General features: G+C 70.4%; 25 protein-coding genes and 1 riboswitch. Of the genes, 11 read left to right on the top strand and 14 right to left on the bottom strand.

Annotated elements, in window-relative coordinates; all coding sequences use genetic code 11:
- Positions 1–363, bottom strand: a 363-nt coding sequence (locus H0487_RS12780; RefSeq protein WP_312855932.1) for an aminotransferase class V-fold PLP-dependent enzyme, incomplete at its 3' end; no start/stop codon positions are given.
- 117 nt (positions 364–480) lie between these two features.
- Between H0487_RS12780 and ctaC the strand changes: the two genes are divergently transcribed.
- The 4 genes from ctaC (at position 481) to H0487_RS12760 (ending at position 5,016) form a co-directional block, all read left to right on the top strand.
- The gene (gene ctaC / locus H0487_RS12775) at positions 481–1,371 is read left to right on the top strand and encodes an aa3-type cytochrome oxidase subunit II (protein ID WP_446685568.1); all 891 of its coding nucleotides are present in this window, start codon (positions 481–483) and stop codon (positions 1,369–1,371) included.
- Complete coding sequence (gene ctaD, locus H0487_RS12770; RefSeq protein WP_376766680.1) at positions 1,368–3,173, top strand: aa3-type cytochrome oxidase subunit I; 1,806 nt, start codon at positions 1,368–1,370, stop codon at positions 3,171–3,173. The genes ctaC and ctaD overlap by 4 nt, the downstream gene beginning before the upstream one ends.
- Positions 3,173–3,589 carry a cytochrome c oxidase subunit 4 gene (locus H0487_RS12765; protein WP_183094614.1) on the top strand — a complete coding sequence of 139 codons (417 nt, stop codon included), beginning with the start codon at positions 3,173–3,175 and terminating at the stop codon, positions 3,587–3,589. Before ctaD ends, H0487_RS12765 begins: the two co-directional genes overlap by 1 nt.
- A 218-nt stretch (positions 3,590–3,807) precedes the next feature.
- Entirely contained in the window at positions 3,808–5,016 is a 1,209-nt protein-coding gene (locus tag H0487_RS12760; protein WP_183094613.1) for a L,D-transpeptidase, read from the top strand.
- Here the strand turns inward: H0487_RS12760 and H0487_RS12755 are convergent.
- Genes H0487_RS12755 through H0487_RS12735 form a run of 5 tightly spaced genes read right to left on the bottom strand, consistent with a single transcriptional unit; the run spans position 4,959 to position 10,242 of the window.
- Positions 4,959–6,392: a hypothetical protein gene (locus H0487_RS12755; RefSeq protein ID WP_183094612.1), complete on the bottom strand. Its 1,434-nt coding sequence runs from the start codon at positions 6,390–6,392 to the stop codon at positions 4,959–4,961. The two genes, H0487_RS12760 and H0487_RS12755, sit on opposite strands and share 58 nt — an antisense overlap.
- The gene (locus H0487_RS12750; protein ID WP_183094611.1) at positions 6,380–7,645 is read right to left on the bottom strand and encodes a hypothetical protein; all 1,266 of its coding nucleotides are present in this window, start codon (positions 7,643–7,645) and stop codon (positions 6,380–6,382) included. The genes H0487_RS12755 and H0487_RS12750 overlap by 13 nt, the downstream gene beginning before the upstream one ends.
- Positions 7,629–8,552, bottom strand: a complete 924-nt coding sequence (locus tag H0487_RS12745; RefSeq protein ID WP_183094610.1) for a lysylphosphatidylglycerol synthase domain-containing protein — start codon at positions 8,550–8,552, stop codon at positions 7,629–7,631. The genes H0487_RS12750 and H0487_RS12745 overlap by 17 nt, the downstream gene beginning before the upstream one ends.
- Positions 8,549–9,265 (bottom strand): class I SAM-dependent methyltransferase, encoded by a 717-nt coding sequence (locus H0487_RS12740; protein WP_183094609.1) that lies wholly within the window; start codon positions 9,263–9,265, stop codon positions 8,549–8,551. The genes H0487_RS12745 and H0487_RS12740 overlap by 4 nt, the downstream gene beginning before the upstream one ends.
- Positions 9,262–10,242 carry a glycosyltransferase family 2 protein gene (locus H0487_RS12735; RefSeq protein ID WP_183094608.1) on the bottom strand — a complete coding sequence of 327 codons (981 nt, stop codon included), beginning with the start codon at positions 10,240–10,242 and terminating at the stop codon, positions 9,262–9,264. The genes H0487_RS12740 and H0487_RS12735 overlap by 4 nt, the downstream gene beginning before the upstream one ends.
- Positions 10,243–10,375: 133 nt before the next feature.
- Between H0487_RS12735 and H0487_RS12730 the strand changes: the two genes are divergently transcribed.
- Positions 10,376–11,671: a hypothetical protein gene (locus H0487_RS12730; RefSeq protein ID WP_183094607.1), complete on the top strand. Its 1,296-nt coding sequence runs from the start codon at positions 10,376–10,378 to the stop codon at positions 11,669–11,671.
- Positions 11,672–11,701: 30 nt separating this feature from the next.
- On the opposite strand, the gene qcrB is transcribed toward H0487_RS12730, so the two are convergent.
- The 4 genes from qcrB to ctaE form a co-directional block, all read right to left on the bottom strand.
- Positions 11,702–13,429: a cytochrome bc1 complex cytochrome b subunit gene (gene qcrB, locus H0487_RS12725; protein WP_183094606.1), complete on the bottom strand. Its 1,728-nt coding sequence runs from the start codon at positions 13,427–13,429 to the stop codon at positions 11,702–11,704.
- 2 nt (positions 13,430–13,431) lie between these two features.
- Positions 13,432–14,583, bottom strand: a complete 1,152-nt coding sequence (qcrA, locus tag H0487_RS12720; protein WP_183094605.1) for a cytochrome bc1 complex Rieske iron-sulfur subunit — start codon at positions 14,581–14,583, stop codon at positions 13,432–13,434.
- Positions 14,580–15,455 carry a cytochrome bc1 complex diheme cytochrome c subunit gene (qcrC, locus tag H0487_RS12715; protein ID WP_446685567.1) on the bottom strand — a complete coding sequence of 292 codons (876 nt, stop codon included), beginning with the start codon at positions 15,453–15,455 and terminating at the stop codon, positions 14,580–14,582. The genes qcrA and qcrC overlap by 4 nt, the downstream gene beginning before the upstream one ends.
- Positions 15,456–15,528: 73 nt before the next feature.
- Positions 15,529–16,182, bottom strand: coding sequence for an aa3-type cytochrome oxidase subunit III (gene ctaE, locus H0487_RS12710; protein ID WP_183094604.1), 654 nt, complete (start codon positions 16,180–16,182; stop codon positions 15,529–15,531).
- An 89-nt stretch (positions 16,183–16,271) separates the two neighbouring features.
- Between ctaE and H0487_RS12705 the strand changes: the two genes are divergently transcribed.
- The 3 genes from H0487_RS12705 to trpD are packed head-to-tail and all read left to right on the top strand — an operon-like array spanning position 16,272 to position 18,623.
- Positions 16,272–17,162 carry a cytochrome c oxidase assembly protein gene (locus H0487_RS12705; protein WP_312855931.1) on the top strand — a complete coding sequence of 297 codons (891 nt, stop codon included), beginning with the start codon at positions 16,272–16,274 and terminating at the stop codon, positions 17,160–17,162.
- Between the two features lie 10 nt (positions 17,163–17,172).
- Positions 17,173–17,586 (top strand): Rv3143 family two-component system response regulator, encoded by a 414-nt coding sequence (locus tag H0487_RS12700; protein ID WP_183094602.1) that lies wholly within the window; start codon positions 17,173–17,175, stop codon positions 17,584–17,586.
- Positions 17,587–17,591: 5 nt separating this feature from the next.
- On the top strand, positions 17,592–18,623 hold the full coding sequence (gene trpD, locus H0487_RS12695; RefSeq protein WP_183094601.1) for an anthranilate phosphoribosyltransferase: 1,032 nt from the start codon (positions 17,592–17,594) through the stop codon (positions 18,621–18,623).
- Here trpD and H0487_RS12690 read toward each other — a convergent pair.
- The 4 genes from H0487_RS12690 to H0487_RS12675 all read right to left on the bottom strand — a co-directional run bounded on the left by H0487_RS12690 (position 18,620) and on the right by H0487_RS12675 (position 25,000).
- Positions 18,620–19,267 (bottom strand): hypothetical protein, encoded by a 648-nt coding sequence (locus tag H0487_RS12690; RefSeq protein ID WP_183094600.1) that lies wholly within the window; start codon positions 19,265–19,267, stop codon positions 18,620–18,622. The two genes, trpD and H0487_RS12690, sit on opposite strands and share 4 nt — an antisense overlap.
- 22 nt (positions 19,268–19,289) lie before the next feature.
- On the bottom strand, positions 19,290–22,808 hold the full coding sequence (locus H0487_RS12685; protein ID WP_183094599.1) for an Ig-like domain-containing domain: 3,519 nt from the start codon (positions 22,806–22,808) through the stop codon (positions 19,290–19,292).
- 213 nt (positions 22,809–23,021) lie between these two features.
- The gene (locus H0487_RS12680; RefSeq protein WP_183094598.1) at positions 23,022–23,300 is read right to left on the bottom strand and encodes an Lrp/AsnC family transcriptional regulator; all 279 of its coding nucleotides are present in this window, start codon (positions 23,298–23,300) and stop codon (positions 23,022–23,024) included.
- A complete protein-coding gene (locus H0487_RS12675) occupies positions 23,297–25,000 on the bottom strand; it encodes a DEDD exonuclease domain-containing protein (RefSeq protein ID WP_183094597.1) in 1,704 nt (567 codons plus the stop codon). The genes H0487_RS12680 and H0487_RS12675 overlap by 4 nt, the downstream gene beginning before the upstream one ends.
- Positions 25,001–25,106: 106 nt before the next feature.
- On the opposite strand from H0487_RS12675, the gene H0487_RS12670 reads away from it, so the two are divergent.
- The 3 genes from H0487_RS12670 to H0487_RS12660 all read left to right on the top strand — a co-directional run.
- Positions 25,107–25,313 carry a hypothetical protein gene (locus H0487_RS12670; protein ID WP_183094596.1) on the top strand — a complete coding sequence of 69 codons (207 nt, stop codon included), beginning with the start codon at positions 25,107–25,109 and terminating at the stop codon, positions 25,311–25,313.
- A gap of 170 nt (positions 25,314–25,483) precedes the next feature.
- Positions 25,484–25,637: riboswitch (cyclic di-AMP (ydaO/yuaA leader) on the top strand.
- A gap of 12 nt (positions 25,638–25,649) precedes the next feature.
- Positions 25,650–26,639, top strand: coding sequence for a C40 family peptidase (locus tag H0487_RS12665; protein WP_183094595.1), 990 nt, complete (start codon positions 25,650–25,652; stop codon positions 26,637–26,639).
- The coding region (locus tag H0487_RS12660) for a hypothetical protein (RefSeq protein WP_220793362.1) at positions 26,620–26,813 on the top strand (194 nt) is incomplete at its 3' end. The genes H0487_RS12665 and H0487_RS12660, both read left to right, overlap by 20 nt.

The raw sequence follows: 26,813 nt of genomic DNA, 5'->3' as shown, positions 1-26,813 counted from the left end.
GTCGACGCCGACGGAGGTGTGCGCGTCGGAGGGCCGCCAGGCCACCGCGTGGAGCACGGAGGAGTGCTCGACCGCGCCGTGGGCGATCCCGTCGCCGGGCCGCGCCTCGACCAGGCCGAGCAGCCCGCGGTGGACGGCGTCGGTGCCGGAGGCGGTGAAGCCCACCTCGTCGGCGTGGACACCCAGGCACTCCGCGACGACCGCCCGGGCGTTGTCGAGCAGCAGGCGGGCGTCGCGGCCCGCGCGGTGCAGCCGGCGGGGATCGGCGAACCCCCGGTCGAGGGCGGCGAGCAGCGTCTCGCGGGCTGCGGGATGGAGCGGCTCGGCCGACGCCGTGTCGAGGTAGCCGCGGGGGCTGGTCACGCACTCGAATTTAGTGGGGCACGCCGAGGAGGCCATCTTTCAGACCCTGCGCTCTCCTGACGGCCGGGGTCCGCTAATGTTCGGAGGAGTTGTGACCCTCGAGAGGAAGGCTCGTTCGTGGGCTTGAGGCACCCCGATCGCACGGCTGGAACGACCCGGCGGCTCCGCCGCGTCGTGTTCCTTGCCGGCATCGTCGTACTCGCGCTGGGCATGGCCGGCTGCTCCGATGAGACAGAGGCCGGCCGCATCGCGATGCCCGCTCCTGCAACGGAGGAGGGCCAGCACATCCTCGACCTGTGGCAGGGGTCCTGGATCGCCGCGATCATCACCGGCATCGTCACCTGGGCGCTCATCCTCGGCGCGGTGGTCATCTACCGCCGTCGCAGCGATGACGAGGTCCCGGTCCAGACGCGCTACAACCTGCCGATCGAGATCTTCTACACGATCTTCCCGATCGTCATGGTGATCGTGTTCTTCTCGCACACGGTGCGGGTCCAGAACATCGCGCTGGAGATCGACAAGAACCCCGACGTCGTCGTCAAGGTCGTCGGCCAGAAGTGGCAGTGGACGTTCAACTACCCCGACTCCGTGGACACGCCCGAGGGCACCAACGTCTACGTCTCGGGCACGGGTGAGGACATCCCGCTCCTGGTCCTGCCGGTCGACAGCACGATCCAGTTCGACCTCTACAGCCCGGACGTCATCCACGACTTCGGCATCCCGGCGTTCACCATGCGCATGGACGTCGTCCCGGGACGGGACAACAAGTTCCAGGTCACGACCATGAAGACCGGCACCTACAAGGGCAAGTGCTACGAGCTGTGCGGCACGTACCACTCCCGGATGCTGTTCGACGTCAAGGTCGTCACGCAGGCCGAGTACGACGCCTACCTGGCCGAGCTCGCGGCGGACCCCGACCACGTGAGCGAGGAGCCCGTCGTCGGCGGTGACTACTCCACGACCCCGGTCCTCGAGGACCTCAACGACACCGAGGGAGAGCAGGAGTGACCGCGACCGCCGCGCGTTCCGTGGAGCTCACCGAGCGCAAGCCGCTGGGCCAGTTCCTGGTGCGGGCCATGACCACGACCGATCACAAGCTGATCGGCAACCTCTACTTCGTGACCGCCATGGGCTGGTTCCTGGCCGGCGGCCTGATGGCGCTCATCATGCGCTCCGAGCTAGCCTACCCGGGCAGCCAGGTCGTCAACGAAGAGATGTTCAACCAGCTCTTCACGATGCACGGCACGATCATGCTGCTGCTCTTCGCGACGCCGCTGTTCTTCGCCTTCGGCAACGCGGTCATGCCGCTGCAGATCGGTGCCCCGGACGTCGCGTTCCCGCGTCTCAACATGTTCAGCTACTGGCTGTACCTGTTCGGCGGTCTCATCGCGGCGGCCGGCTTCCTCACCCCGCAGGGTGCGGCGTCGTTCGGCTGGTTCGCCTACACGCCGCTCTCGGACTCGGTCAACAGCCCCGGCGTCGGTGGTGACCTCTGGATCATGGGTCTGTGGATGGCCGGTCTCGGCACCATCCTCGGCGCGGTCAACTTCATCACCACGATCATCTGCATGCGTGCCCCCGGCATGACCATGTTCCGGATGTCGATGTTCACCTGGACGGTGCTGATCACCAGCCTGCTGGTGCTCATCGCGTTCCCGGTCCTGGCCGGTGCGCTGCTCTCGCTCGAGGCGGACCGACAGCTCGGCGCCCACGTGTTCGACGCCTCCCACGGCGGCGCGATCCTGTGGCAGCACCTGTTCTGGTTCTTCGGGCATCCCGAGGTCTACATCATCGCCCTGCCGTTCTTCGGCATCATCTCCGAGATCCTGCCGGTCTTCAGCCGCAAGCCCCTCTTCGGCTATGTCGGCCTGGTCGGCGCCACGATGGGCATCGCGATCCTCTCCGTGGCGGTGTGGGCGCACCACATGTTCGTCACGGGAGCGGTCAACCTCCCGTTCTTCTCCGGCATGACGTTCCTGATCGCCGTGCCGACAGGAGTGAAGTTCTTCAACTGGATCGGCACCATGTGGGGCGGTTCGGTCCGGCTGGACACACCGATGCTGTGGTCGGTCGGCTTCCTGACGACGTTCCTCTTCGGTGGTCTGACGGGCGTCCTGCTGGCCAGCCCGCCGCTGGACTTCCACGTGTCCGACTCCTACTTCGTGGTGGCCCACTTCCACTACGTCGTCTTCGGAACCGTCGTGTTCGCGATGTTCGCGGGGTTCTACTTCTGGTGGCCCAAGCTCACCGGCAAGATGCTCGACGAGCGCCTCGGCAAGGTCCACTTCTGGCTGCTGTTCATCGGCTTCCACACGACGTTCCTCGTCCAGCACTGGCTGGGTGTCGAGGGCATGCCGCGTCGCTACGCCGACTACCTGCCGGGCGACGGGTTCACTGCGCTCAACCAGGTCTCGACCGTGGGTGCGTTCATCCTGGCGTCGTCGATGCTGCCGTTCTTCTACAACGTGTGGATCACCCGGAAGTCCCCGATGGTCGGCGTCGACGACCCCTGGGGCTGGGGCCGGTCGCTCGAGTGGGCCACCAGCTGCCCGCCGCCGCGCCACAACTTCCACTCCCTGCCCCGGATCCGCTCGGAGTCGCCGGCGTTCGACCTGCACCACCCGGACATCGCCGCCATCGAGCTGGACGCCAACCCTGCCGAGGCGACGGACAAGGTGGTCGACGCCCCGGACGCTCGTGGTCGCGGGGAGCACCTCGCCCAGGAGAAGGCCAACAAGGACGCCGGCAAGCCGGAGAACCACAGCTACCAGCACGACAGCACCGACCTCAACGAGGGGGATGACGCCTGATGAAGGTCGAGGCATGGCTCTTCGGCATCACCACCGTCTTCCTGGTGCTGGTGACCCCGGCGTACTGGCTGATCACCGACAACGGTGACACCGGCGCCGACTGGACCGGCACGTCTGCGCTGGTCATGACGACGCTGCTGACGGCGATGGTGACGCTCTACCTGGGCTTCCACGCCAACCGGATGGACGCCCGCCCGGAGGACCGCACCGACGGCGAGATCGCCGACGGCGCCGGCGAGCTCGGGTTCTTCCCGCCGTACTCCTGGTGGCCGTTCTGGTGCGCCTGCACGCTCTCCACGATCGTGCTGGCCCTGGCCGTCACCGCTTGGTGGCTGGCGATCCTCGGTGGTGTCCTCGGCGCCCTGGCGCTCTCCGGCATGGTCTTCGAGTACTACCGGGGCGTCCACGCCCACTGAGCCGAGGCTCTGGCGCACGCGGGCGGCCCGGGGGCCCCCGGGCCGCCCGCGGCGTTTTTGACGGTACCGCGCTGCGTTCTGTGATGTATCGCAACCTTTTGTCCCCGCGGCGCGTGATCTAGGTGACGCGCAGGTGGTCATTTCTGCTCACCTGCGCGGGTTACAGTCGAAGTGCGGCGCTGTGCCGCCCCCCGAACCCTGAGAAACGGACACCGCCCATGCCTGCCCTGACGACCCGTGCCCTGGCTGGCCTCGCCGTCACCGCCCTGCTCCTGAGCGGCTGCAGCGCCGCCGACGACGCGATGAAGGCAGCCGGCGTCGGTGACGAGGACGACCGGTCCTCCGAGACCACCGCAGCGACGTACGACGAGCCGACCCTCAAGGCGAGCGTCAAGAAGGGCGCGACCGGCGTCCCCGTCGACACCGAGCTCTCCGTGACCGCCGACGAGGCGACCCTGACCAAGGTCACCGTGAGCCAGCCCGGCGGTGAGCTGCCGGGGGCGATCTCCGACGACGGCACCCGCTGGACGGCCGGGGAGCTGCTCGAGCCGGGCATCACCTACACCGTGAAGTCGGTCGGCGAGGGCCGTGACGGCTCGACCGTCCGCAGCACGACCTCGTTCACCACCGAGGCCCTCAGCCTCGACCAGCAGACCTACCCGTCGGTGGCACCGCTCGACGGTGAGACGGTCGGCATCGGCATGCCGGTGGTCGTCACCTTCGACATCCCGGTCACCGACAAGGCGGCGTTCGAGCGCCGGATGCACGTGACCTCCACCCCGGCCCAGACGGGCACCTGGAGCTGGATCAGCGACACCGAGGCGCACTACCGGCCGAAGGCGTACTGGCAGGCCGGTACCGAGGTGAGCGTCGACCTGGACATCAACGGCGTCGACGCCGGCAACGGGATCTACGGCCAGGAGGACCGCGCGCTCGACTTCTCCATCGGCGACGCCCACGTCTACAAGGTCAACGCCCAGACCTACCAGATGAAGGTCTACTCCAACGGCGACCTGCTCCGGACGATCCCGATCACCACCGGCAAGGAGGGGTTCACCACCCGCTCCGGCATCAAGGTGATCATGGAGAAGTTCGACGTCAGGCGGATGAACTCCGAGACGGTCGGCATCCCGGCGGGATCCGCCGAGGCCTACGACATCGATGACGTCCAGTGGGCGATGCGACTGACCTACTCGGGCGAGTTCATCCACGCCGCGCCGTGGTCGGTCGGCTCCCAGGGCTACGCCAACGTGTCCCACGGCTGCACCGGCATGAGCACCGAGAACGCCGGCTGGCTCTACGGCATGTCCCTGCGCGGCGACGTGGTCGAGTACACCGGCACCGACCGACCGATGGAGCCCGGCAACGGCTACAGCGACTGGAACGACTCCTGGGCGGAGTTCAAGGCGGGTTCTGCCCTGAGCTGAGGACGGTCCCCGTCGGAGCGGGCGTGGGCGACGACCGTCGCCCACGCGGCCAGCCCGGTCGCGACGGCGAGCCCGACCAGGAGCTCCGGCAGCGGACCCTCGACCGGGTGGCTGGTCTGACGCCCGAAGATCTGGAGCCGCTCCAGCCACACCAGCGCGCCTGCCAGCCAGGCCAGCAGCACGCCTGACCAGACGGCAGCGACGCGCCACTCGTGGCGTCCGGTGCGGAGCATCGCCAGCGCTCCGGCCGTCGCGAGGAGAGGCATCACGGTCATCAGGTAGCGGTCGTGGTAGCCGCCGCCGGACCGGAGGAAACCGACGATCTGGACCGCGGTGACGGCACCGTGCGCGAGCAGCATGACCCACGCGGCGTCCCAGGTGATCCCGGTACGACGCACGCGGCGGATCGCGACGACCGGCACGAGCACGAGCAGCACGGCGAACGCGATCGGCATCGAGTACAGGGCCTCGTCCAGGCTGGGGATGCCCCAGATCCCGCCGAGCGTCGTGACCGGGTTGCGCTGGAACTTGTCGAGCAGCGCAGACTGGCCGGTCAGGTCGCCGTAGAGGTGCAGGTTGCGCAGGTAGAACCAGCCGGTCGCCAGGGCCGGCACGCCGCCGACGACGCCGGCCGCAAGGATCGCCTGCCGGGCGCCGTACCGCCGCCAGAGCGCGACCAGCAGGGTGAGGCAGCACGCGGCGACGACGAGGACCCCGGACGCCCTGGTCCCGGCCGCGACGACGCCCCCCAGCGCGGCGAGGGCGAGCCGGCCGCCGGTCACCCGGTCCACCCGCACCCCGTCCCGCAGCACTCGGATGGTCATCCAGAACGCGAGCAGCGCCCCTGCGGAGCTCATCCCGTCGTTCATGAGGAAGCCGGCACGCAGGCTGAGGGTGGGGGTCGCCGCCAGGACGGCGGCGAGCGCCGGCACCGCCGGTCGCCGGGGGACCAGCTCCCGCGCGATGAGGCCGACGAGGAGCACCCAGAGCGCGAACCCGAGCGTGTTGACCAGCCGCATCGCGATGAAGACCCGCTGCGGCTCCCCGTCGCTCGCCCACCACAGCGGCAGCACGGTGAGGTGGAAGAGCGGGGCGTGGTTCGCCGTCCAGACGTCGCCGTGCTCCTCGTCCCAGCCGACCAGGTCGTCGGCGATCACGCCGTACTGCTGCGGGTCCGCGACGGTGTCGGTCTCGATGGTCGGCAGGTCGCCGCGGGCCAGGGCGGCCACGTAGCCGAGGTGGGCGGGTTCGTCGTTTCCCCAGCTCGGGAACTTGAAGACGCAGGCGACCTGCGCGCCCACGAGGAGCACGAGCACGGCCATGAGCGCAGGCACCGTCATCGGGCTCCGGCGGGGGGCGGGGCTCACTTCGAGCACGGCGGCACCTCTCGTCGTTCGGTGTTCACGGCAGCCGGGCACCAATCCTCGGTGCCGGGGTAGCGGACGGTGGCGACCGCGGTCGCGCCCCACAGGAGGGCGAGGCTGGTCCCGAGCGCGACGGTGCGCCGGCGGGCGCCCTGGATCCCGAGGAGGAGGGTGCTGCCGAGCAGGACCGGTTCGCAGCACCAGCGCAGGTAGGCCTGGTTGCGGTCCCAGATCGGGAGGCAGGCCAGGAGCAGGAGGTAGCCGGTCAGCGCCAGCCGCTCGTGGGAGGGGCCGGCGCCCGCGGTGGCGAGCGTGCTGCCCAGGATCGCCACCACGGCGACGGCGAGGACGACGAGCACCAGGTTGCCGCCGTGGGTGTCCAGGTCGGCGAGGGCAGTGCCGACGTGGCGCAGGAGGCCCCACAGCGGCCAGGTGAGGATGTTGTCACCGGGAGGCGCGGGCGCCACCTCGGTCCAGCGGGACCGGACCCAGGTCCGCCACCCGGCGTACAACGCCAGCGGGACCGCCCCGACCCACCACGGCGGGGTCGGTGCGCCGCTGCGGCGCAGTCGCGCGAGCAGGGCCACGCCCACGATCGCCAGGGCAACGACGAGCGAGGTCTCGCGGGTGAGCGCGGCGGCGGTCAGCAGCGCTGTCGCGCCGACCCACCGCTCGCGGCGCAGCGCGAGCAGGGTCGCGAGGAGCAGGGCGCCCTGGAGCGGCTCGCTGAGGTCCTGGCTGACGCCGACCAGGTAGCCGCCGAACAGTGCCGGGACCAGGGCGAACCAGGGGCTCCGCCCGGCGTCGCGGGCCAGCGCGACCGCGACGGCGGCCAGCGCGAGCAGGGCGAGCAGGTTGACCGCCAGCATCGCGGTCGGCACGAGCGCCTCGCGGCCGCCGGCGGAGACCGCCCAGACGACGGCCGGGTAGCCGATCCGCGCCTGCCAGTACGCCGGGCGCTTCCAGGTCATCCCGTGCTCGGTGACCTCCGCGGTGAGCGGGTCCCGACTGAGCTTGTAGTACGCCTGACCGTCGTAGCCGTCGGTCCCGGTGCTGACGCCGAGGTGGGGCGGAGCGGCGGCCGGGTCGGTGATGCCGTCGCCGGCGACGACGAAGATGCTCGGGTCCCAGCCGAACGACGCGAGCCGGGCGCCGACGAACGCTGCGAGCAGGACGGCGAGGACCGCCAGCGGGGCCGCGGCCGAGCCGGGGGTACGGCGGTCGCTGGACGTGGTGGGGCGTCGGGCGTCAACCGACGGCTGCATGCGCGTCCTCGGAATCGTCGACGCTGGCCGCCTGCCGGGCGGCCGCCCGGGCGATCACCGCCACCGCGAAGTCCGCGGAGGCGTGGACGACCCGGGCCAGGAGGGCGGCCGCGGCCGCCGGACCGACCCCGAACGCCGGCCCGAGCAGGGCGATGAGCACGCCCTCGCGGGCACCGAGACCGGCCGGCGCGAGCACCATGAGCACGCCTGCGGCGAAGCCGAGGCCGAAGGCGCCGGTCGCGACCACCAGGTCCTCGGCGGTGCGGACGTCGAGGAGCGCGCCGACCGCGGCGCCGTACGCCACCCAGACGACGGCCATGCCGCACAGCGCGAACGCGAGGTCCGCTGCACCGAACCGCACCGTCGTGTCGCGGCCGACCATCCGGTCAGCGCCCCGACGGACCACCGGCGGGCTCAGCAGGACGGCGCTGCCGAGAGCGGCGGCCGTCCACCACCACCAGGAGACGCGGGTGTCGATGACGTCGGCCGCGGCGAGGACGCTCCCGAGGAACGCCCCGCTGAAGGTGTGGATGAGCAGGAAGACCGCGGAGGCAGTGACGCTGGCCCGCGGCGGGACCTGGTGGCGCCGCCCGAGCTGGGCCTGGGCCGCGAAGGTCCAGACCGATCCGGGGATGTACTTGCCGAGCTGGCCGATGAGGAAGATCGCGGCCGCGTCCCGGTGGGGGACCGGCGCGCCCAGCCGGGCGAGGACGTGCCGCCAGATGAGGGCGGTCCCCAGCAGGCCGAGGGCCGTCAGCGCGAACGCGACGCCGAGGTCGAGCGGCCCGGTCTCGAGGACCTGGTCGCCGATCTCGCTCCACCGACCGCGGAAGCTCCACCACGCGCACCCGATGGTGACCAGCACGAAGCCGATCCGGGCCGCCAGCAGGAGGCGCGGGCGGCTCACGCCGTCGCGGCGGTGTCGTCCGCGTGCTCGAGCAGGGCGGTCCGGGTCGGGTAGGGCAGTGCCGGGGTGAGCCCGCGGGTCATCGTCACCTCGACGGCTCCGCCCAGCGCGTCGATCGCGTCGCGGTAGCGCTGGCGGTCGACGTTGTCGAAGACGATGACCCCGCCGGGCGCGAGCCGGTCCACGGCCCGGGCCAGGCAGGCCTCCCGGGCGCGGCCGTCGATGACGATGACGTCGAACACGCCGGAGGTGCGGTCGATCGCGGCGACGTACGCCGCGAAGTCGAGGCCCTCGTGGCCGGGCTTGCGGGAGCCGACCGCGGGCCTGTGGTTCTCCGTCGGCTCGACGACCTCGAGGACGACGTTGGCCGGGAGACGCGGAGTCAGGTCGGCGGCCCAGCCGGCGTGGTGCTCGACGGAGTGGACCGAGCCCGCCCGGGCGGCGAGCCACAGGGTCGAGGCGCCCGAGCCCCACTCGAAGATCCGGGCGTCCGGGCGCAGGTCGAGGAAGGCGGCGATCCGGTCGGCGGAGTCGAAGGTCCACCACGGGACCCCGAGGCGCGCGAGCTGGTCGATGTCGTGGATCGCGAAGAGGGAGCGTGCCCAGGTCGCCGCGCGCGAGCACGGAGCCCGGCGCTCGAGGAGACCGAGGACGCCGATGGCGCGCAGGGCGGCGCCCAGCATCCGCAGGCAGCGCACGTAGAGGTGCTTCATCGGACTCCTGCCGGGAGGGCCGCCGTACGGTCGGCCGATCCTTCGAATCGGGCTCGCTTCGTGTGCTCGAGGTTGGTCTCGATCAGGGAGCGGTTGGTGCGGATCAGGTCGGCGACGATGCCGAGCATCAGGCTCAGGCATGCCATGAGGACCAGCGCCGTCCCGAGGACGAGGGACTGGAGGTGGCCACCGCCGTCGCCGCTGGCCTCCAGGTAGGCGTATCGCAGGTAGGGGAGCAGCCCGAGCACGCCGAAGAGTCCGGCCAGCCAGCCGAAGATCATGTACGGCCGGTACATCACGTAGGCCCGGACGATCGCGGACCCGGAGCGCAGCACGTGCTCGCGGGTGGAGCCGAAGAGCCGGGACTCCCGGGTCTTGGGGTTGGTGACGACCGGGACGCTCGCGATCGCCATCCGCTTGTAGCCGGCCTGGATGATCGTCTCCATGCAGTAGGAGAACCGGGTGACGGTGTTGAGCCGGATCAGGCTCTCGCGCGAGTAGGCGCGGAACCCGCTCGCAGCGTCGGGGAGCTCGGTGCCGGCGGCGCGGTTGACGACATAGCTGCCGAGCTGCTGGAGCCGCTTCTTGCTCGGCGAGAAGTGCTCGATCAGCTGCACCTGGCGGTCGGCGATCACGATGTCGGCGTCGCCGCGCACGATCGGCGCGACCAGGTCGGCGATCCGGTTCTGCGGGTACTGGTTGTCGCCGTCGGTGTTGACCACGATGTCGGCACCGATCGAGAGGGCATAGGTCACGCCGTCGGTGAACGACCGGGCCAAGCCCTCGTTGCGCCGGTGGTGGACGAAGTGGCGCACGCCCATCGCCCGCGCGACCTCGACGGTGCGATCGGTCGAGCCGTCGTCGACGACCACGACGACGACCTCGTCGATGCCCGGAACGACGTCCGGGATGGACGCCAGCACGAGGGGGAGGGTCTCCTCCTCGTTGAGGCAGGGGATCTGCACGACGAGCTTCACGGAGGGGAACCTAGGGAGGGCCGGGGAGCAGGACCGGAGCAGCGAGAGACTGTCAGGTGTACGCCGGGCGAACACCCCGGTGAACGGCGTCCACGGCGTGTTCCGGGCCCGCTCCGCCGCCCACAATGGCGCCGTGCGCAGCATCGTGCGGTCCTCGTGGCTGGTCCCCGCCGCCCTCTTCGGTGGCATCGCCCTCGTCTACCTGCTGACGATCAGCCCGAACCCGAGCCCCGACGTCTTCACCGCCGACTTCGCAGCCCGCCACATCGCGACGACGGGCGACCCGGTGCCGGACATCTCCGACTTCCCGCTCCTCGACGACAACATCATCCGCGAGACCTGGATCGTCGAGACCGCCGACGGTCGGGAGGCTGTCGGCCGTGCTCCGGGCGTCATCGCCGCCTCCGTCCCGGCGTACTTCCTGCTGCGCCCCGCCGGGATCAGCGCCGTGCCGGGTGGGGCGATGGCAGCACTCGTCACCGCGGGCACGGTGACCCTGCTGTTCCTCACGCTGCGTCCACGGACGGGGACCCGGAAGGCTCTGCTCGCCGCGCTCCTGCTGGGCCTGGCCACGCCGTTGTGGAGCGTGGCCGCCGACGGGATGTGGCCGCACACGCTCACCTGCTTCGCGATCGTGGGGATGGCCTGGGCTGCGGACCGCGAGCGCTGGTGGGTGGTGGGCCTGTGCGGGGGCGTCGCGCTCTGGGGTCGGCTGCACGCCGCGGTGATCTGTGCCGTGCTGGGCGTCCTCCTCGCCGTGGTCCGACGCCGCCCCGCGATCGCCGTCCGGGTCGGCGTGGTGAGCGGCGCGATGCTGGCGCTGATGTCGGTGTGGACCTACTGGATGTACGGGTCGTGGGACCCGTCGTCGGGGTACCGGGCGGGGGACTTCACGGGCAACGCCGATCGCAACGTGATCGACGTGGTGAACTTCCTCGGCTTCTGGATCGCGCCGGACCGCGGCCTGCTCATCTGGACGCCGCTGCTGCTCGTCATGGCCCCTGCCCTCAGGCGGGGGTGGCGCGACCTGCCCGACTGGAGCCGGGCGCTCCTCGTCTCGGGGGTCGTCTACCTGCTCCTCCAGGGCCTGCTCGTGCGCTTCAGCGGCGGCGACCAGTTCTACGGCTACCGGACCACTCTCGAGCTGCTGGTCTGCGCCACGCCGGCCCTGGCACTCTCGGCCCACCGGATGGGGGAGCGGGCCCGCCGCGCGTTCGCGCCGGTCGCCGCCCTCCAGTTCGCGATGATCACCCCGGGTGCGGTGGTCGACGGGTTCGCCGTCAAGGTCGCCCACGTCTGGAACCGCAACGCGTTCCTCTGGGGGCCGTTCGAGCGGCCGCTGGCCTGGCTCGTGCTGGTCGGGGGAGCGCTGGTCGTCGCGGGGGCGGTGGCGATGGCCTGGAGAAGGACCGAGGCCCGCCCCGCATAGCGCGGGACGGGCCTCGGGTCGTCGTACGACTCAGTGGTCGGAGGACGGGCCGTGCTTGTTGGGGCCGGAGGCGATCTGGTGCTCCAGCTCGTGCAGCTCGTGCTCGGAGTGGTGCTGGGCCTCGTGGAGCTCCTCCGCGGTCGGCTTCTGCACGTTGTCGGCGTACATGAGCTCGGACAGCTTGCCGCGCACCTTGTTGGTGATCTCGGCCCGCTTGCCGCCAGGAGCGGCCACACCGCTCGCATCCGCGGTGCTGTCGGGGACGTAGACCTCCTCCCGGTCACGGGCGGTGAGCCGGTAGGCCTCCGCCTCGCTGATCGGCAGGTGCTTCTCCGCGTAGCCACCCTGCGGCGACCGGACGAGCACACCTGTCTCGTAGCCGTGGAGCAGCTTGTTCTCGTCGTGGCGCTGGAGAGAGATGCACCACCGTCGCGCGATGATGAACGCGATGATCGGTCCGATGATCACGGCACCCCGCATGAAGTACGTGATCTGGTTGATGCTCAGGTGCATCTTGATCGCGATGATGTCGTTGCCGCCCGCGGCCCAGGAGAGGCCGTAGAAGGTCATCAGCGCGACCATGACGGCCGTCCGCGTCGGGGCGTTGCGCGGCCGCTGGAGCAGGTGGTGCTCCCGCTTGTCGCCGGTGATCCACGACTCGATGAACGGCAGCGCGGCCAGGACCCCGATCATCAGCGGCGGCATCACGAGGATGGGCAGCATGATGTTCCAGGACAGGGTCACCCCGAAGATGTGGGTCTCCCACGCGGGGATGATGCGCAGCAGCCCGTCGGGCCAGCCCATGTACCAGTCCGGCTGGGAGCCGGCTGTCACCTTGGATGGATCGTAGGGCCCGAATTTCCACACTGGGTTCAGTGTGAACAGTCCGCCCAGGAGCGCGATCATGCCGAAGACGATGAAGAAGAAGCCGCCGGCCTTGGCCATGTAGACGGGGAGCAGCGGGTAGCCGACCACGTTCTCCTCGGTGCGACCGGGTCCGGGCCACTGCGTGTGCTTGTGATAGACGAGCAGCAGCATGTGGGCCGCGATCAGTGCGAGCAGGATGCCCGGGATCAGCAGGATGTGCATGGCATAGAGGCGCGGGATGATCTGGTCACCCGGGAACTCGCCGCCGAACAGGAAGAACGACATGTAGGTGCCGACCACGGGGCTGGCCTTCATGAACCCGTCCGCGGCCCGGACACCGGTGCCCGAGAGCAGGTCGTCGGGGAGGGAGTAGCCGGTGAAGCCCTCGATCGTGCCGAGCAGCAGCAGGAGGCAGCCGATGATCCAGTTGATCTCGCGCGGCTTGCGGAACGCGCCCGTGAAGTAGACGCGGAGCAGGTGGATCATCATCGCGGCGATGAAGATCATCGCGGCCCAGTGGTGCATCTGCCGCATGAGCAGACCACCGCGGACGTCGAAGGAGATCTCCAGGGTCGAGGCCATGGCCCGCGACATGTAGACACCGCGCAGCGGGTCGTACGACCCGTCGTACTGGACCTCGGCCATGCTCGGGTCGAAGAACAGCGTGAGGAACACGCCGGTCAGCAACAGGATGACGAAGCTCCACAGCGCGATCTCGCCGAGCATGAACGACCAGTGGTCCGGGAAGACCTTGCGCAGCTGCTTCTTCATCGCGGTGCCGAGGCCGAGGCGCTCGTCCGCCCAGTTGGCGACCGCGCCCGCGGTCTTGGCGCCCCGCGGTTGCGTCGCCGGCTCGGTGCCGTTCGTCGACGCGACGTCAGCAGTCTTCATGGTCAGTCACCTTCCCCAAAGCGGTCCCGGTCGTAGTCCCGCTCCCAGTAGCTGGGCCCGACCGGTTCGGTGAAGTCGCTCTGAGCGACCAGGTAGCCCTGCTCGTCGACCTCGATCGGCAGCTGCGGGAGCGGCCGACCTGCCGGGCCGAACACGACTCGGCCGGAGTCGGCGAGGTCGAAGGTCGACTGGTGGCACGGGCAGAGCAGGTGGTGGGTCGTGCGCTCGTTCAGGGAGATCGGGCAACCCACGTGGGTACAGATCTTCGAGTAGGCCACGATGCCCTGGACGTCCCAGTCCTCACGGCCCTTGCCGGGCGTGATGTCGGCGGGGTCCATGCGGAGCAGGATGAGCGAGGCCTTGCTCTTGTGCACCTGGAGGTGGTGGCCGTGCACCTCGTTCGGCTCCACGTAGTAGCGCTCCGGGTTGAAGAGCACCTCGGGCTGAGCGTTGACCAGGTCGCCGATCTCCAGGTCGGAGGCGAGGATCGGCGTGCCGATCGCGTCGCGGGAGATCCTCATCTTCGGGACGACGACGGTCTTCTCCTTGCCGTCCTCGACGATCGTGAGCTTGCGGCCGCCCTGGCCCCAGATCGTGTGCTCGAGCTTGTCGCCCGGGAGCTCGCCGAGGTCGCGGAGGAGGACGACGGCAGGCAGGCCGAGGAGGCCGAGCGCGCCGAGCGCCGAGTTGCGGATGAGGGGACGTCGGGCGATGCCGGTCTCCTCGATGCCGATCTTGAGCGCCTCGAGCGTGGTCTCGCGGTCCTCCTCGGGGGACGCGGCCGGGTGCCGGAGCTCGGTGATCTCGTGGTCGCCCATGATCTTGCGAGCCCACTGGATGATCGCGACCCCGATGAACAGCAGCGCGAGGCCGAGGGTCGCACCGAGCGCGACCGTCGAGGCGCCGACGCCGCCGATGACGCTCCAGTTGTCGCCGATGTCGTAGGTGAAGTACGAGACCACGAACAGGATCGTGCAGACCGCGGAGAGGCCGAACAGCGCCGCGACCTGGATCTCGGCCCGCTTCTCCGACTTCGGGTCGACGTCCGTCGGACGCCACGTGTGGGCCGGCAGGCCCGGGTTCGCGATCGGCTCCTCGGGGGCGCCGTCGCCCCCGTGGCCGGTGTCGTCGTGGTTGTCGTGTGCGTCGGTCACGCGTCCGCCCCGTCCTTCGTCCTGCTCGTGCGCGTCGTGTGGGCCGCGATCCAGATCGCGAACCCGACGAGACCACCGATGCCGATCAGCCACGCGATCAAGCCCTCGCTCACGGGGCCGAGGCTGCCGAGGGTGAGACCCCCGTAGCTCGGCTGCTCGTCGAGGGTGTCGAGGTAGGCGATGACGGCCTTCTTGTCCTCCGGCGGGATGTTGCCGTCGGAGAAGGTGTCCATCGACTGCGGGCCGGTCAGCATGGCCTCGTAGATGTACTTGGGGTCGACGCCGCGGATCTTGGGCGCCACGCCGCCGCGCGGCATGGCGCCGCCGGAGCCCTCGAAGTTGTGGCACGCCGTGCAGTTGGCCAGGAAGATCTGGCCGCCACGGGTGACGTACTCGTCGTACTCGGCCTCCGAGAGCGTGTCGGGGTCGTAGAGCTCGGCGTCAGGGACCGACGGTCCGGTGCCGAGGCTGGCGACGTAGGCCGAGAGCGCAGCGATCTCGTCGTCGGTGTAGACGACCTCCTTGCGCGGGGCCTGGGCGCCGGGGGCGGCCATCGGCATCCGGCCGGTACCGACCTGGAAGTCGACCGCGGCAGCGCCCACGTCGGTCAGCGCGGGACCGTACTGGTCGCCGCCCTGGGTCAGGACGCCTTCGCCGTTCTGGCCGTGGCAGAAGGCACAGCCCACGATGAAGAGCTCGCGGCCCTCGCGGACCAGCTCCTCCTGGCTCTGGGTCGAGTCGGCCTGGGCGGGCGCGAAGGCGGCGTACAGACCGCCGGTCATCAGCAGGCCCATCAGGAGCACGACGAGGCCGGCGATCGGTCCGCGGCGGTGTCGCGACAGGCGGCCGGCGGAGCGGTTCAGGAGGCGCACATTCAGTCCTTGAAGATCAGGAACGGGCAAAAGTCGTTCGTCGCTGAGGTCGAGGTCGGATCGCTCATGTGATCTACTTCACAAGATAGATCGTCGCGAACAGGCCGATCCAGACCACGTCGACGAAGTGCCAGTAGTAGGACACCACGATCGCGCTGACCGCCTGCTCGTGCGTGAAGCGCCTGGCCAGATAGGTGCGGCCGAGGACGAACAGGAACGCGATCAGGCCACCGGTCACGTGGATGCCGTGGAAGCCCGTGGTCAGGTAGAACATCGTGCCGTAGGCGTCGTGGGGGATCGTCACACCCTCGTGGATGAGCTCGGCGTACTCGAGCGCCTGCCCACCGACGAAGATGGCGCCCATGATGTAGGTGACGATGAACCACTCGCGAAGGCCCCAGCCGCCCACCTGGAGCAGCGAGCCCTTGCGCCCCACCTGACCGCGCTCGGCAGCGAACACGCCGAGCTGGCACGTGAACGACGACAGCACCAGGATCGTGGTGTTGATCGACGCGAACGGCACGTTGAGCAGGTCGGTGTTCTCGGCCCACATCTCGGGGCTCACCGAGCGGATCGTGAAGTACGACGCGAACAGGGCCGCGAAGAACATCAGCTCGCTGGAGAGCCAGATGATGGTCCCGACCGCGACCATGCTGGGTCGGTCGTGCTGGCCGTGCAGTCGCGAGGCCGGGAGAGATGCGGTTGCTGTGGTCGCCACGAGGGTCATTATGTCGATACCCGGGCCGAACGTCTCCCCGACCCCCTGGAATCGGACCCCTCGATCCCGCTACGCGCTCGACGACGTACCGTCGAGGAGTGGAACCGCTGTCCTGGGCGACGCTCGTGACCGAGTGGACGCTGGCACCCTTGCCCCTGGTGGTGACGGTGTGGTCCGTGGGGCTGTACGTGCTGGGGGTGCGCGCGCTGCACCGGCGAGGCGACCGCTGGCCGGTCGGCCGATCGATCGCCTGGGGTGTCGGGATGGTCGCCTTCTACCTGGCGACCTCCTCCGGGCTGGCGGCCTACGACACCGTGCTGCTGAGCGTCCACATGGGCCAGCACATGGTCCTGTCGATGGTGGTGCCGCTCTCCCTGGCGCTCGGCGCGCCGGTGACCCTCGCCCTGCGGACGCTGCCGGGGACGCCCCGGACGTGGCTGCTGGCGGTCCTGCACTCGCGGGTGGTGAGGGTCCTCTCCTTCCCGCCGCTCGCCTTCCTGCTCTACGTGATCTCGCCGTGGGCGCTCTACTTCACCGGCTGGTACGACGCGTCGCTCTCGTCGGCGTACGTCCACGAGATGATGCACGTCCACCTGGTCGCGGTCGGAGCGCTGTTCTTCTGGCCGATCGTGGGCGTGGACCCGCTCCCGGGCCGGGTGGCGCACCCCTTCCGGGTGCTCCTGACCGTGCTGACGCTGCCGTTCCACGCCTTCCTCGGCGTGACGATCATGGGACAGACCGCGCTCATCGGCGGTGACCACTACCCCTCGCTCCACGACAGGGCGGGCTACGGCTGGCTGCCCGACCCGCGCGCCGACCAGGAGCTGGCCGGCGGGATCCTGTGGGGCGCGGGGGACCTCGTGGGCCTCGTCTTCTTCGTCGTGCTCTTCGTCCAGTGGGTGCGCGCGTCGATGAAGGAGGCCGAGCGGGAGGACCGCCGACTCGACCGACTCGACCGCCTGGAGCGCCAGTCCGCAGCGTCCGAGTAACCTACGTGCCGTGACCGACTCCCATGCAGGCAAGCGGACCCTGAAGGTCCTCGTCTACAGCGACGACGTGCACACCCGCGAGCAGGTGATCCTGGCGCTGGGGCGTCGTCCCCACCCGGACCTGCCGGAGGTGGAGTACGTCGAGGTGGCGACCGAGCCGGTCGTCATCCAGAACATGGACGCCGGCCACATCGACCTGGCGATCCTCGACGGCGAGGCGGTGCCGGCCGGCGGCATGGGCATCGCCAAGCAGCTCAAGGACGAGATCTTCTCCTGCCCGCCGCTCGTGGTGCTGACCGGACGGCCGCAGGACGCCTGGCTCGCGACCTGGTCACGCGCCGACGCGGCGGTCCCGCACCCGATCGACCCGATCCAGCTCGCCGAGGCGGTCGTCACCCTGCTGCGCTCGCGCGTCCCTGCCTGATCCCGATGACCGGCCACAGCTGGGCGTCAGTCCTCAGCGTGCTCGTCGCCGGCTCGGAGGCGACCTCCGAGCAGATCCGCTGGGCGATGGGCGAGATCCTCGCCGGCGAGGCGACCGACGCCCAGATCGCGGGCTTCGCGGTCGCGTTGCGCGCCAAGGGCGAGACGGTCGCCGAGGTGACCGGCCTGGTCGACGCCATGTACGGCGCGGCGACCCCGATCGAGGTCTCCGGCCGGCTGCTCGACGTCGTCGGCACCGGCGGTGACCGGTCGATGTCGGTCAACATCTCGACGATGGCCGCGATCGTGGCGGCCGGTGCCGGCGCCAAGGTCGTCAAGCACGGCAACGTCTCGGCGAGCTCGCAGTCGGGCTCGGCCGACGTGCTGCGTTCGCTCGGGATCCGGCTGGACCTGTCCGCCGAGCGGGTGGCGGCCGTCGCGGAGGAGGCGGGCATCACCTTCTGCTTCGCCAAGACGTTCCACCCGGCCCTGCGCTTCGCGGGCCCGGCCCGCAGCGAGCTCGGCATCGGCACGACCTTCAACATGCTCGGCCCGCTCACCAACCCGGCCCACGCGCAGGCGCGTGCCGTCGGCTGCGCCGACGCGCGGATCGCCCCGATCATGGCCGGGGTGCTCGCCGGCCGTGGCATCGACGCCTGGGTCTTCCGTGGCGACGACGGCCTCGACGAGCTGACCACGACCACGACCTCGGCGGTCTGGGTGGCGCGCGACGGCGAGGTCGCCGCGACCTCCGTCGACCCGCAGCGGCTCGGCATCCCCGTGGCCGACCAGGACGCGTTGCGCGGCGGCGACGCCGACCACAACGCCGACGTCGTACGACGGCTGCTGGCGGGGGAGCGGGGTGCCGTTCGCGACGCCGTCGTCCTCAACGCCGGCGCGGCGCTGGCCGTCTATGACGCCCCGGACGCCGACGTCCACGAGGCGCTGGCCGCCGGCATCGTGCGGGCCGGGGAGGCCATCGACTCCGGGGCGGCCCGGTCGGCGCTGGAGCGCTGGGTCGCTGCCGCGTCGGTCTAGGGCCGGTCGAGCGGCTGGGCGGCCGGCTCCAGCTCCAGGACGAACACGTCGCCACTGGGGCGGAAGCCGATCTGGTCGTAGTACGGCGCCACGATGTTCGGCGACGTCATCACCCGGCGGTAGCCGCGGCTGCAGAGCAGGTCGCTGCGCCGCCAGACGAACTCACCCGGCGTGAAGTCGCGGTAGCGGGGCGTGACGTAGTCGAGGCAGATGTGCGCGGTCCCGGGGTCGTCCGCAGCACGCTCGATGACCACGACCCCGACCGTCTCGTCGCCCTTGACGACGACGAACGCCTCCTGGCCCGGTCCCGGCCGCCCCGAGAAGGTCGGCTGGTGCTCCCGGATGTCGTCCGCGTGGGTGTCGAGCACGTGGCGCAGGTACTGGTCGTCGAGGCCGACCTCGATCACCTCGAACGTCGCCGCGTCGTGACGCTGCCGTCTCAGCTGGACGATGAACCAGAGGTTGATCGCGCTGGTCACCGCGTTGAGCGCGACCATCGGCCAGACCGCGATGACGAGGTTGAACGCGATGAGGATGCCGCCGGCCACCAGGTTGAGCGTGCGGAACCGCAGCACCCGCTGCTGGAGCAGGGAGAAGACGAGCAGCGCGCTGCCGCCCCACCCGAGGGCATCGATCCAGGTCACTCCCGCGATGTTACGGCGACCCCTACCGGACGAAGATGCTGCGGGTCGTCTTCGCCAGCTTGTTGTCGCGCAGGTCGGAGATCCCCGCGGTCATCGTGATCGTGTAGCCGGTCGACCGGGCCAGGCGCCGGTTCGGGTTGAGCGTCGCCCGGAGCTTGTCGGCCGAGAGCGACACGGTCGCGCCGAGCTTGCGGGTGCTGCCGTTCTTCTTGATGAAGAGCGTGCGCCCGGTGACGTTCTTGACCGGCTCGTTGAACGTGATGACCAGGTTCGACGTGGGCCGGACGGTGCTCGGGGTGATCGTCGAGACGGTCGGTCCGTTCTCGTCGATGACGAACGTCGCCCAGCCCGTCGCGCCGATCTGGCCGCCGGAAGCGTTCTCCGCGAGGACCTTCCACTGCCAGGTGCCGTCACTGAGCCCCCGCGACGGGGCGTACGCGGTCGCCTTCGTGTCGACCCGCTCCGCCACGCTGCCGGTGGGAGACATCAGCTCGACCTCGTAGGAGGTCGCGCCCGGCACCGACGTCCAGCGCAGCAGGATGTTGTCGCCCTGGAGGTAGCTGCCGTTGGCGGGGCCCTCGACGACCGGTTCCTCGGTCGAGCTCGTGAACTTCCGCGGCACCGACCACGGTCCCTTGTTGCCGAGCGGGTCGATGGTGCGCACCCGCCACACGTAGGGCTGGGTGCTGGACGGGATCACCTCGTTCCAGACGTACGCCGTCTGCTTCACGTTCTTGGTGAAGACCCGGTTGGCGCTGGAGAAGGTCGTGTCGTCGTTCTTGTAGAGCTCGATGTCGTAGCTCGCCGTGTAGGCACGGGGCTGCCAGCGGAACACCGTCGTTCCCTGGCGCACCACGTTCGGAGCGGGGCTGGTGAGGTCGACCTCGGCGCTCGCCTTGGTGAACAGCCGCCCGGTCGACCAGGTGAGGTCGTTGTCGTCGGCGTCGATCGCCTGGACCCGCCAGTAGAGCGGGCCCTCGGGATAGATCGTCGTCGGCGCGGTGTAGGTCGACTGGTCCACCCGCACGCTCTCGATCGGGGAGGCGAAGTTGGAGTTGTCGTCGACCTGGACGCGGTACCACTTCGCCGACTGGGTGCCGGCCTCACCCGTCTGGGGGAAGGTCGCGGCCGCGTTGGTCGCGCGGTAGTCCTGCCAGTCGAAGGTGACCTCGGTGGTGCCGACGGTCGCACCGTCGGCGGGCGACTCGAGGACCACGGCGGGAGACTTCTTCTGGAACGCGTTGGTCGCCATCCCCGACGTCGACACCGGGTTGGGCCCGCACACGCCGATCGACTTGCAGGGTCGGATGAACACGTAGTACGAGGCACCGGCGAGGCTCTCGGCGAGTGCTGACTTCTCCTGGCTGAGCGTCGGGGTGTAGATCAGGTTCGACGTGCCGGGCAGCGCGGTGAGCGGCTCGACGACGTTGGTGAAGTCCGACTCCTCCGACACGTAGACGAGGTAGGACCCTGCACCCTCGACCGGGTTCCACGAGATGGCCGGGGTCGCGACCGTGCTGGTGCACGGCGCGGCGACGGTGCAGGTCGACGCGCCGTACGGCGGCGCCAGGGTGGTGCCGTCGAGGGCGACCTGGATCCGGGTGACCGCCGCCAGCGGGGCGATCCGGAACGTGGCGAGGGGTCCGGTCGCCAGGAGGACGCCCTTGTCGTTGTAGGACCGCACGTACCAGTCGTAGTCGCCGGGCTCGAGCAGCTTGGTCCAGACGTCGGTCACCGCCGGGTGGCTGAGCTTGACGTCGATCGCGTCGTTGCTGTCGGAGATCACGGTGCCCGTGCCCGCGGGCCCGACGAAGACCCGGTAGCTCGCTGCGGCGGGGTCGGGCTCCCACGTCATCAGCGGTGCACGCAACGTGGCCTGGTTGACGTCGTCCGCCGACAGCGGGGTCAGGACCGGGGCGCCGGTGGTCGGGAGGTCGCCGGTGATCGAGAAGTCCCGTTGCACGGTGAGGGACTTCTTGAACGTGTCGGCACCGATCGCCGTGACCGTCCAGGTGTAGGGGCTCTTGGCCGCGGTCAGGGGGTTGCTGACGATCGGCACGTAGGACGTCGCGTAGGTCTTCTTCTGGCTCACGATCGGGCTGCCGGTGTTGTCATAGACCGACACCTCGTACTTCTCGGCCCAGTCGACGGGGTCCCACTCGAGGATCGGGACGTCCACCTCGGCGTCGTCGGCGGGCGACATCACGCCGAGGGTCGTCGGGCGGTAGGTGAAGGAGCGGGTCGAGGAGAAGAGGCCCTGGACGCCGACCGTCCCGGTCCCGGAGCGGCTGAAGGGCAGGTCGAGGGCTCGGACCCGCCAGTAGGTCTTGATGCCCGCGGTCGGTGTGCACCGCTCGTGGGTGTCGATGCTCAGCGACGCCGGGACGTCGGTGGTCCGTACCTCGAAGGTGCCGGGGGTGTACGTCGTGCCGGCGACCTGGCAGGCGACGAAGGTTCCCGGTGAGAAGTTGACGTCGGTGCCCATCTGGATCTCGTACTGGGTCGCGTACTGCACGGGTGCCCACTCGAGGAAGAGCCGGTTGGCGGCCACGTCGGCGTTGTTCGCCGGCCACTGGACGGCCGGTTGGAGCGTCCACGACCGGACGAAGCGCCGCAGGTCGCCGTCGGAGGACCAGGCGCTCGGGTTGCCGGAGGTGTCGACCGCCCGCACCCGCCAGTAGTAGGTGTTGTTGTCGTAGGTCACCGAGGGTGAGTAGCGGGTGCCGTAGACCTTCTTGCGCGGCTCGATCAGGGTCGAGGCGGAGAAGCTGTCGTCGGAGGAGACCTCGAGCTCGTAGTACTGCGAGCCGGGCAGCGGCTGCCAGTCGAGGACGACGTCCTGGACGACGGCGTCGTTGGCGGGGCTGGACAGCGTCACCGCGGCGATGGGCGAGAGCGTGAAGGTGGCGTCACCGGAGAACGCCGACTCGACGCCGGCATCGCGGATCGCCTTGACCCGCCAGCGGTAGGACTCGCCGGTGTCGCCGGTCGGGAGCGCCTCAGGCACGACGAGGGCGGTCGCCTTGGTCGTGTACTCGCGGGCGCCGACGTACTCGGTGTCCTCCTCGTCGTCCAGCTGGACGACGTAGGCCTCGGCACCGCGTACCTCGTCCCACGACAGCAGCGGCGGCGAGCCGGGCTGGGGGAGGGTCGTGCCGTTGGGGGCGAGGGCGCCGGGCACGGGCACCGGGTCGATGTCGAACGAGGAGGACGCCCAGGGGCCGACCAGGTTGGTGGCGTCGGAGGCCCGGACCCGCCAGAACTGCTCGCCCGGGTGGAGGACCAGCGTCGGCACCGCGCGGGTGTTGACGGTGCTCAGGCTGAACTCGGGAGACACGAAGGCCGGGTCGTCGTCGACCTGGACCTCGTACTTCCGGGCGCCCGGGACCGCGTTCCACGACAGCACGGGCGGGTTCGACGCGGTGACGCCGAGACCGCCCGGTGCCGCCGGCACCGCCTCCGCTGCGTGCGGTGCGGCCAGCAGGCCGCCCGCTACGACGACGACGGTGATCGCGCGCGCGAGCATGCGCGAAGCCCCCATGGTGCTCCCCTCCCGAAGTGGGTCGCCCGTGCCCTCCCGACACGGTCGACCCCTCGAAGTTAGGCGGCGAGGGGCGAAACAGGAACTGCAACGAGGGCAAATGGTCCGGAATGACTAGAAGGTCGGCCCGAACGCCGCCGCGACCGGCGTCCGTCCTGCCGATGGGCGGAGTTTCTGCCCGGCGTTCCGTCTGCGGCACGCGGGCCGAGGAGGTCAGTCCAGGCCGAGGGAGAAGGCCGACTCGAGGTCGTGCTTGGAGTAGGCGCGGAAGGCGATGTGGGTCTCGGTGTCGGCGACGCCCGGGACCTTGTTCAGCTGGTCGGCGACCACGGCGGCGATGTCCTCGTGGCGCCGGACCCGCACCAGCGCGATGAGGTCGATCTGTCCGGTGACCGAGTAGACCTCGGTGACCCCGTCGAGCGCGGCGATCGCCTCGGCGACCTCGGGGATCCGGGCGACGTCGGCCTTCACGAAGACGATGGCGGTGATCATGCGGTCAGATTAGTCGGCGACGGACGGCCCGCCCCACGCACCGGGCAGGTCCACTCGCCCTCGATCTCGACGAGCCGGACGCCCGGCAGCTCGAGCCACCGCAGGATCCGCTCGGACTCCTCGGCCGTCGCGGCTGGAAGGGGGCCGATGCTCGGCACGACCGTCTCTGCCGACGCCCGGAGCTGGTCGACGTAGGAGCGGGCGTCCGCGCCTGCGGGGATGACGCCCGCCGCGGCGAGCCGGCCGTGCCGGACCACGTGGACGGCCCAGCGGCCCTCGTCGTCGCGGCGGGTGGCGACCAGCTCGGGGCAGCGCGTGAGGGAGGTGAGCCGTTGGGTGCGCGCCGCCGCGCGGACGAACGACGCCAGCCGGTCGCGGTGGACGCTGGCCTCCTCGAAGCGCTCCTCGTCGGCCAGCGCGGTCATCTTCTCGTTGACGAGCTCGACGACGTCGTCGGGATCGCGCAGCAGCGCGTCGCGCAGCTGGCGGACGACGGCGGCGTAGGTGTCGGCGTCCACGCTGCCGTCGCAGGGGGAGAGGCAGCGGCCCATCTCGGCGAGCACGCACGCCGAGCGCGAGGGCTGGCGGCCGAACCGGTCGTTGCACTGCCGGATGGGGAACGTCTCGTGGAGGGCCGCGAGGCAGCTCTCGGCGCTGGCGCGCGAGGAGAACGGGCCGAGGTAGTCGGCGTCGTCGTCGAGGACCTTCTTCACCAGCGACAGCCGCGGCCAGGGCTCACGGGTGAGCTTGACGAAGGTGACCTTCTCCGGGAACCGCGAGCGGCGGTTGTAGCTCGGCTTGTGCTCGGCGATGAGGCGCAGCTCGCGGACCTCGGCCTCCAGCGGCGTCGCGCACTCGATGCCGGTGACCGAGGAGGCGAGACGGACCATCTCGCCGATCCGGGTACGGGTCTCGGAGGCCGTGAAGTAGGAGCGGACCCGGCGGCGCAGGTCCTTCGACGTGCCGACGTAGAGGACCCGTGACCGCTCGTCGCAGAACAGGTAGACGCCGGGCGCGTGGGGGAGCCGGTCGGCGAGGTGGCGCTTGCGCCGTTGGGCGGCCGCGACCTTGGAGGAGTAGGTCTGGAGCTCCTCGAGCGTGTGGACGCCGAGGCTCCCGAGCCGCTCCATCAGCCCGTGCAGGACGTCGACGGTGGCCCGGGCGTCGGCGAGCGCCCGGTGGTTGGGGGTGGTGCCGGAGCGGAAGACCCGCGCCAGCGACGACAGCTTGTGGTTGGGCGCCTCGTCTCGGGTGACGACGCGGCGCGCGACCTTGACCGTGTCGACGACCTCGAAGTCGGGCCAGGAGAGATCGAGCTCGCGCGCGAAGTGCTGGAGGAAGCCGACGTCGAATCGGGCGTTGTGGGCCACGAGCACCGACCCGCGGGCGAACTCGAGGAACGCCGGCAGCGCGGAGCTGATCGGGGGCGCGTCGGCGACCATCCCGTTGGTGATCCCGGTCAGGACCGCGATGAACGGGGGGATCGAGGTGTGCGGGTTGACGAGGGTCTGGAACTCGCCGACGACCTCGCCGCCGCGCACCTTGACGGCGCCGATCTCGGTGATCCGGTCACCATCGCCGACCGACCCACCGGTGGTCTCCAGGTCGACCACGCAGAACGTCACGTCCCGCAGCGGGCGGCCCAGCTCGTCGAAGCTGCGCTGCTCCTCCCAACGGGTGCGGACGGGCGCTGCGGTCATGGGCTGACGTTAGGACGGACCCCCGACACGTTGCGGGACGCGTGCCGCAACGGGGTGGTGTCGGTCCGGGGGAGGTTGTGTCGGGGGGCGATGTCACGGTGCGGGCATGACGACGAGGATCGACTGTGACACCTGCCTGGTGCGTGGACTTGCGTGCCACGACTGCGTGGTGACCGTGCTGCTCGGGCCGCCGCCGGAGCTGACCATCGACGACGAGGAGCTGCGCGCGCTCGACGTGCTCGCGGCCGAGGGGCTGGTGCCGCGACTGCGGCTCGTGCAGCCGGTCGACGGACCCGAGGTGGAGTCCGCCTGAGGCCGGTGAGACCCGTGTGACGGCTGTGGCGTTCGTCTCGGTCGCCGGTGCTCATCGCACGGCGTGCCGGGGTTTGGTCAGGCTCCGACGGCGGTCTAGGCTTGTCGCTCAGGTGTCCGTGGCAGTGGATCGACCGATCCGCGCGGACACCGCGTCGAGTCCGGAGCCGCCGCGAGCGATCGCGAGGTCCCGGAGCCGGGGACCCACCACCACCTGGGGTGAATCCCGTGCGAGGCGCGGCCGCTCGGAGCCGCGAGGAGCACGGGTAGGGCAAGTCGTGCCCGAACCCGTCAGCTCACCCGGTAGGCGTACGACACCGAAGGGGACCGCCAGCACGTGCTGAACGGCCACAAGCGCATCACCACGACGTTGAGCGCGCTCGCGCTCACCGCATCCGTCTGCCTGGCCGTGAGCTCGTCCGGTCCCGCGCAGGCCGAGCCCGACATCGACGACGTCCGAGCCCGCGTCGACCGGTTGTTCCAGGAGGCCGAGCAGGCCCAGGAGCGCTACCACGACGCGAAGCTCGAGCTCGAGGAGCTCAACGACGAGCTGGAGTCCCTCCAGTCCGACGAGGTCCGTCAGGGCGACACCGTCGCCGCGGTCCGTTCCGACGTCCGTGACTCCGTGATCCGCCAGTTCCAGGGCCAGACCCTCGGTCCTGCCGCCGAGCTCCTCAATGCCGACGAGGACGCCTTCCTCAACGAGCTGTCCACGTTCACGACCGTGGGCGACCTCCAGGCGTCGCTCCTCTCCGACTACAACGACGAGCTCAAGGCCTACGCGATCCGCCGCAAGGAGACCGCCGACCGGCGGGACCAGGTGGCCGACATCGAGGCCGAGCTCCAGGAGGAGAAGGAGACCGTCGACGACAAGCTCGCCGAGGCCGAGGACCTTCTCGACGAGCTCGAGGCCAAGGAGCGCGAGGCGATCCTGTCGCGCGATAGCGACACGCGGGCGCCGTCCTCGGTCCCCGCGGAGGGTCGTGCGGCCGCTGCGGTGAACTTCTTGATGTCCCAGGTGGGAGATGCCTACGTCTTCGGCGCGGCCGGTCCGAGCGCCTGGGACTGCTCCGGCCTGACCATGGTGGCCTGGGCGCAGGCGGGCGTCTCGCTGCCGCACTCCTCCAGCGCCCAGTTCGGGAGCGGCACCCGGGTCGCCGAGAGCGACCTGCAGCCCGGGGACCTGGTCTTCTACTACAGCCCCATCAGCCACGTCGAGATGTACATCGGCAACGGCCTGATCGCGGGAGCGGCCAACCCCGGTGCGGGCGTCCGGGTCGCCGACCTGCACTCGATGCCGTACGTCGGTGCGGTCCGCCCCGGCTGATCGCGCGCGGCTGCGCCTCCGGCGAAGCACCCGGTGGTCGCTGGCCGCTGCGGTCGTCGTCGGCGCGGCGCTGACCGGTTGCCAGTCCGACGACCCCTACGTCGCACCGGCGCCCACGGCGTCCAGCGATGCGATCCAGCCGTCGACGGCTGCCGCGACCCTGGACGACCTCCA

The sequence above is a fragment of the Nocardioides stalactiti genome (assembly GCF_014180715.1).
GTDB classification, from domain to species: domain Bacteria; phylum Actinomycetota; class Actinomycetes; order Propionibacteriales; family Nocardioidaceae; genus Nocardioides; species Nocardioides stalactiti.
This window is presented reverse-complemented; position numbering and strand designations above follow the sequence as displayed.

Coding starts and splice junctions, on each gene's coding strand:
- H0487_RS12685 (WP_183094599.1), bottom strand. CDS start 22,808: ATGGGGGCTTCGCGCATGCTCGCGCGCGCGATCACCGTCGTCGTCGTA.
- H0487_RS12680 (WP_183094598.1), bottom strand. CDS start 23,300: ATGATCACCGCCATCGTCTTCGTGAAGGCCGACGTCGCCCGGATCCCC.
- qcrB (WP_183094606.1), bottom strand. CDS start 13,429: ATGAAGACTGCTGACGTCGCGTCGACGAACGGCACCGAGCCGGCGACG.
- H0487_RS12750 (WP_183094611.1), bottom strand. CDS start 7,645: ATGCAGCCGTCGGTTGACGCCCGACGCCCCACCACGTCCAGCGACCGC.
- trpD (WP_183094601.1), top strand. CDS start 17,592: ATGACCGGCCACAGCTGGGCGTCAGTCCTCAGCGTGCTCGTCGCCGGC.
- H0487_RS12760 (WP_183094613.1), top strand. CDS start 3,808: ATGCCTGCCCTGACGACCCGTGCCCTGGCTGGCCTCGCCGTCACCGCC.
- H0487_RS12675 (WP_183094597.1), bottom strand. CDS start 25,000: ATGACCGCAGCGCCCGTCCGCACCCGTTGGGAGGAGCAGCGCAGCTTC.
- H0487_RS12740 (WP_183094609.1), bottom strand. CDS start 9,265: ATGAAGCACCTCTACGTGCGCTGCCTGCGGATGCTGGGCGCCGCCCTG.
- H0487_RS12670 (WP_183094596.1), top strand. CDS start 25,107: ATGACGACGAGGATCGACTGTGACACCTGCCTGGTGCGTGGACTTGCG.
- ctaE (WP_183094604.1), bottom strand. CDS start 16,182: ATGACCCTCGTGGCGACCACAGCAACCGCATCTCTCCCGGCCTCGCGA.
- H0487_RS12765 (WP_183094614.1), top strand. CDS start 3,173: ATGAAGGTCGAGGCATGGCTCTTCGGCATCACCACCGTCTTCCTGGTG.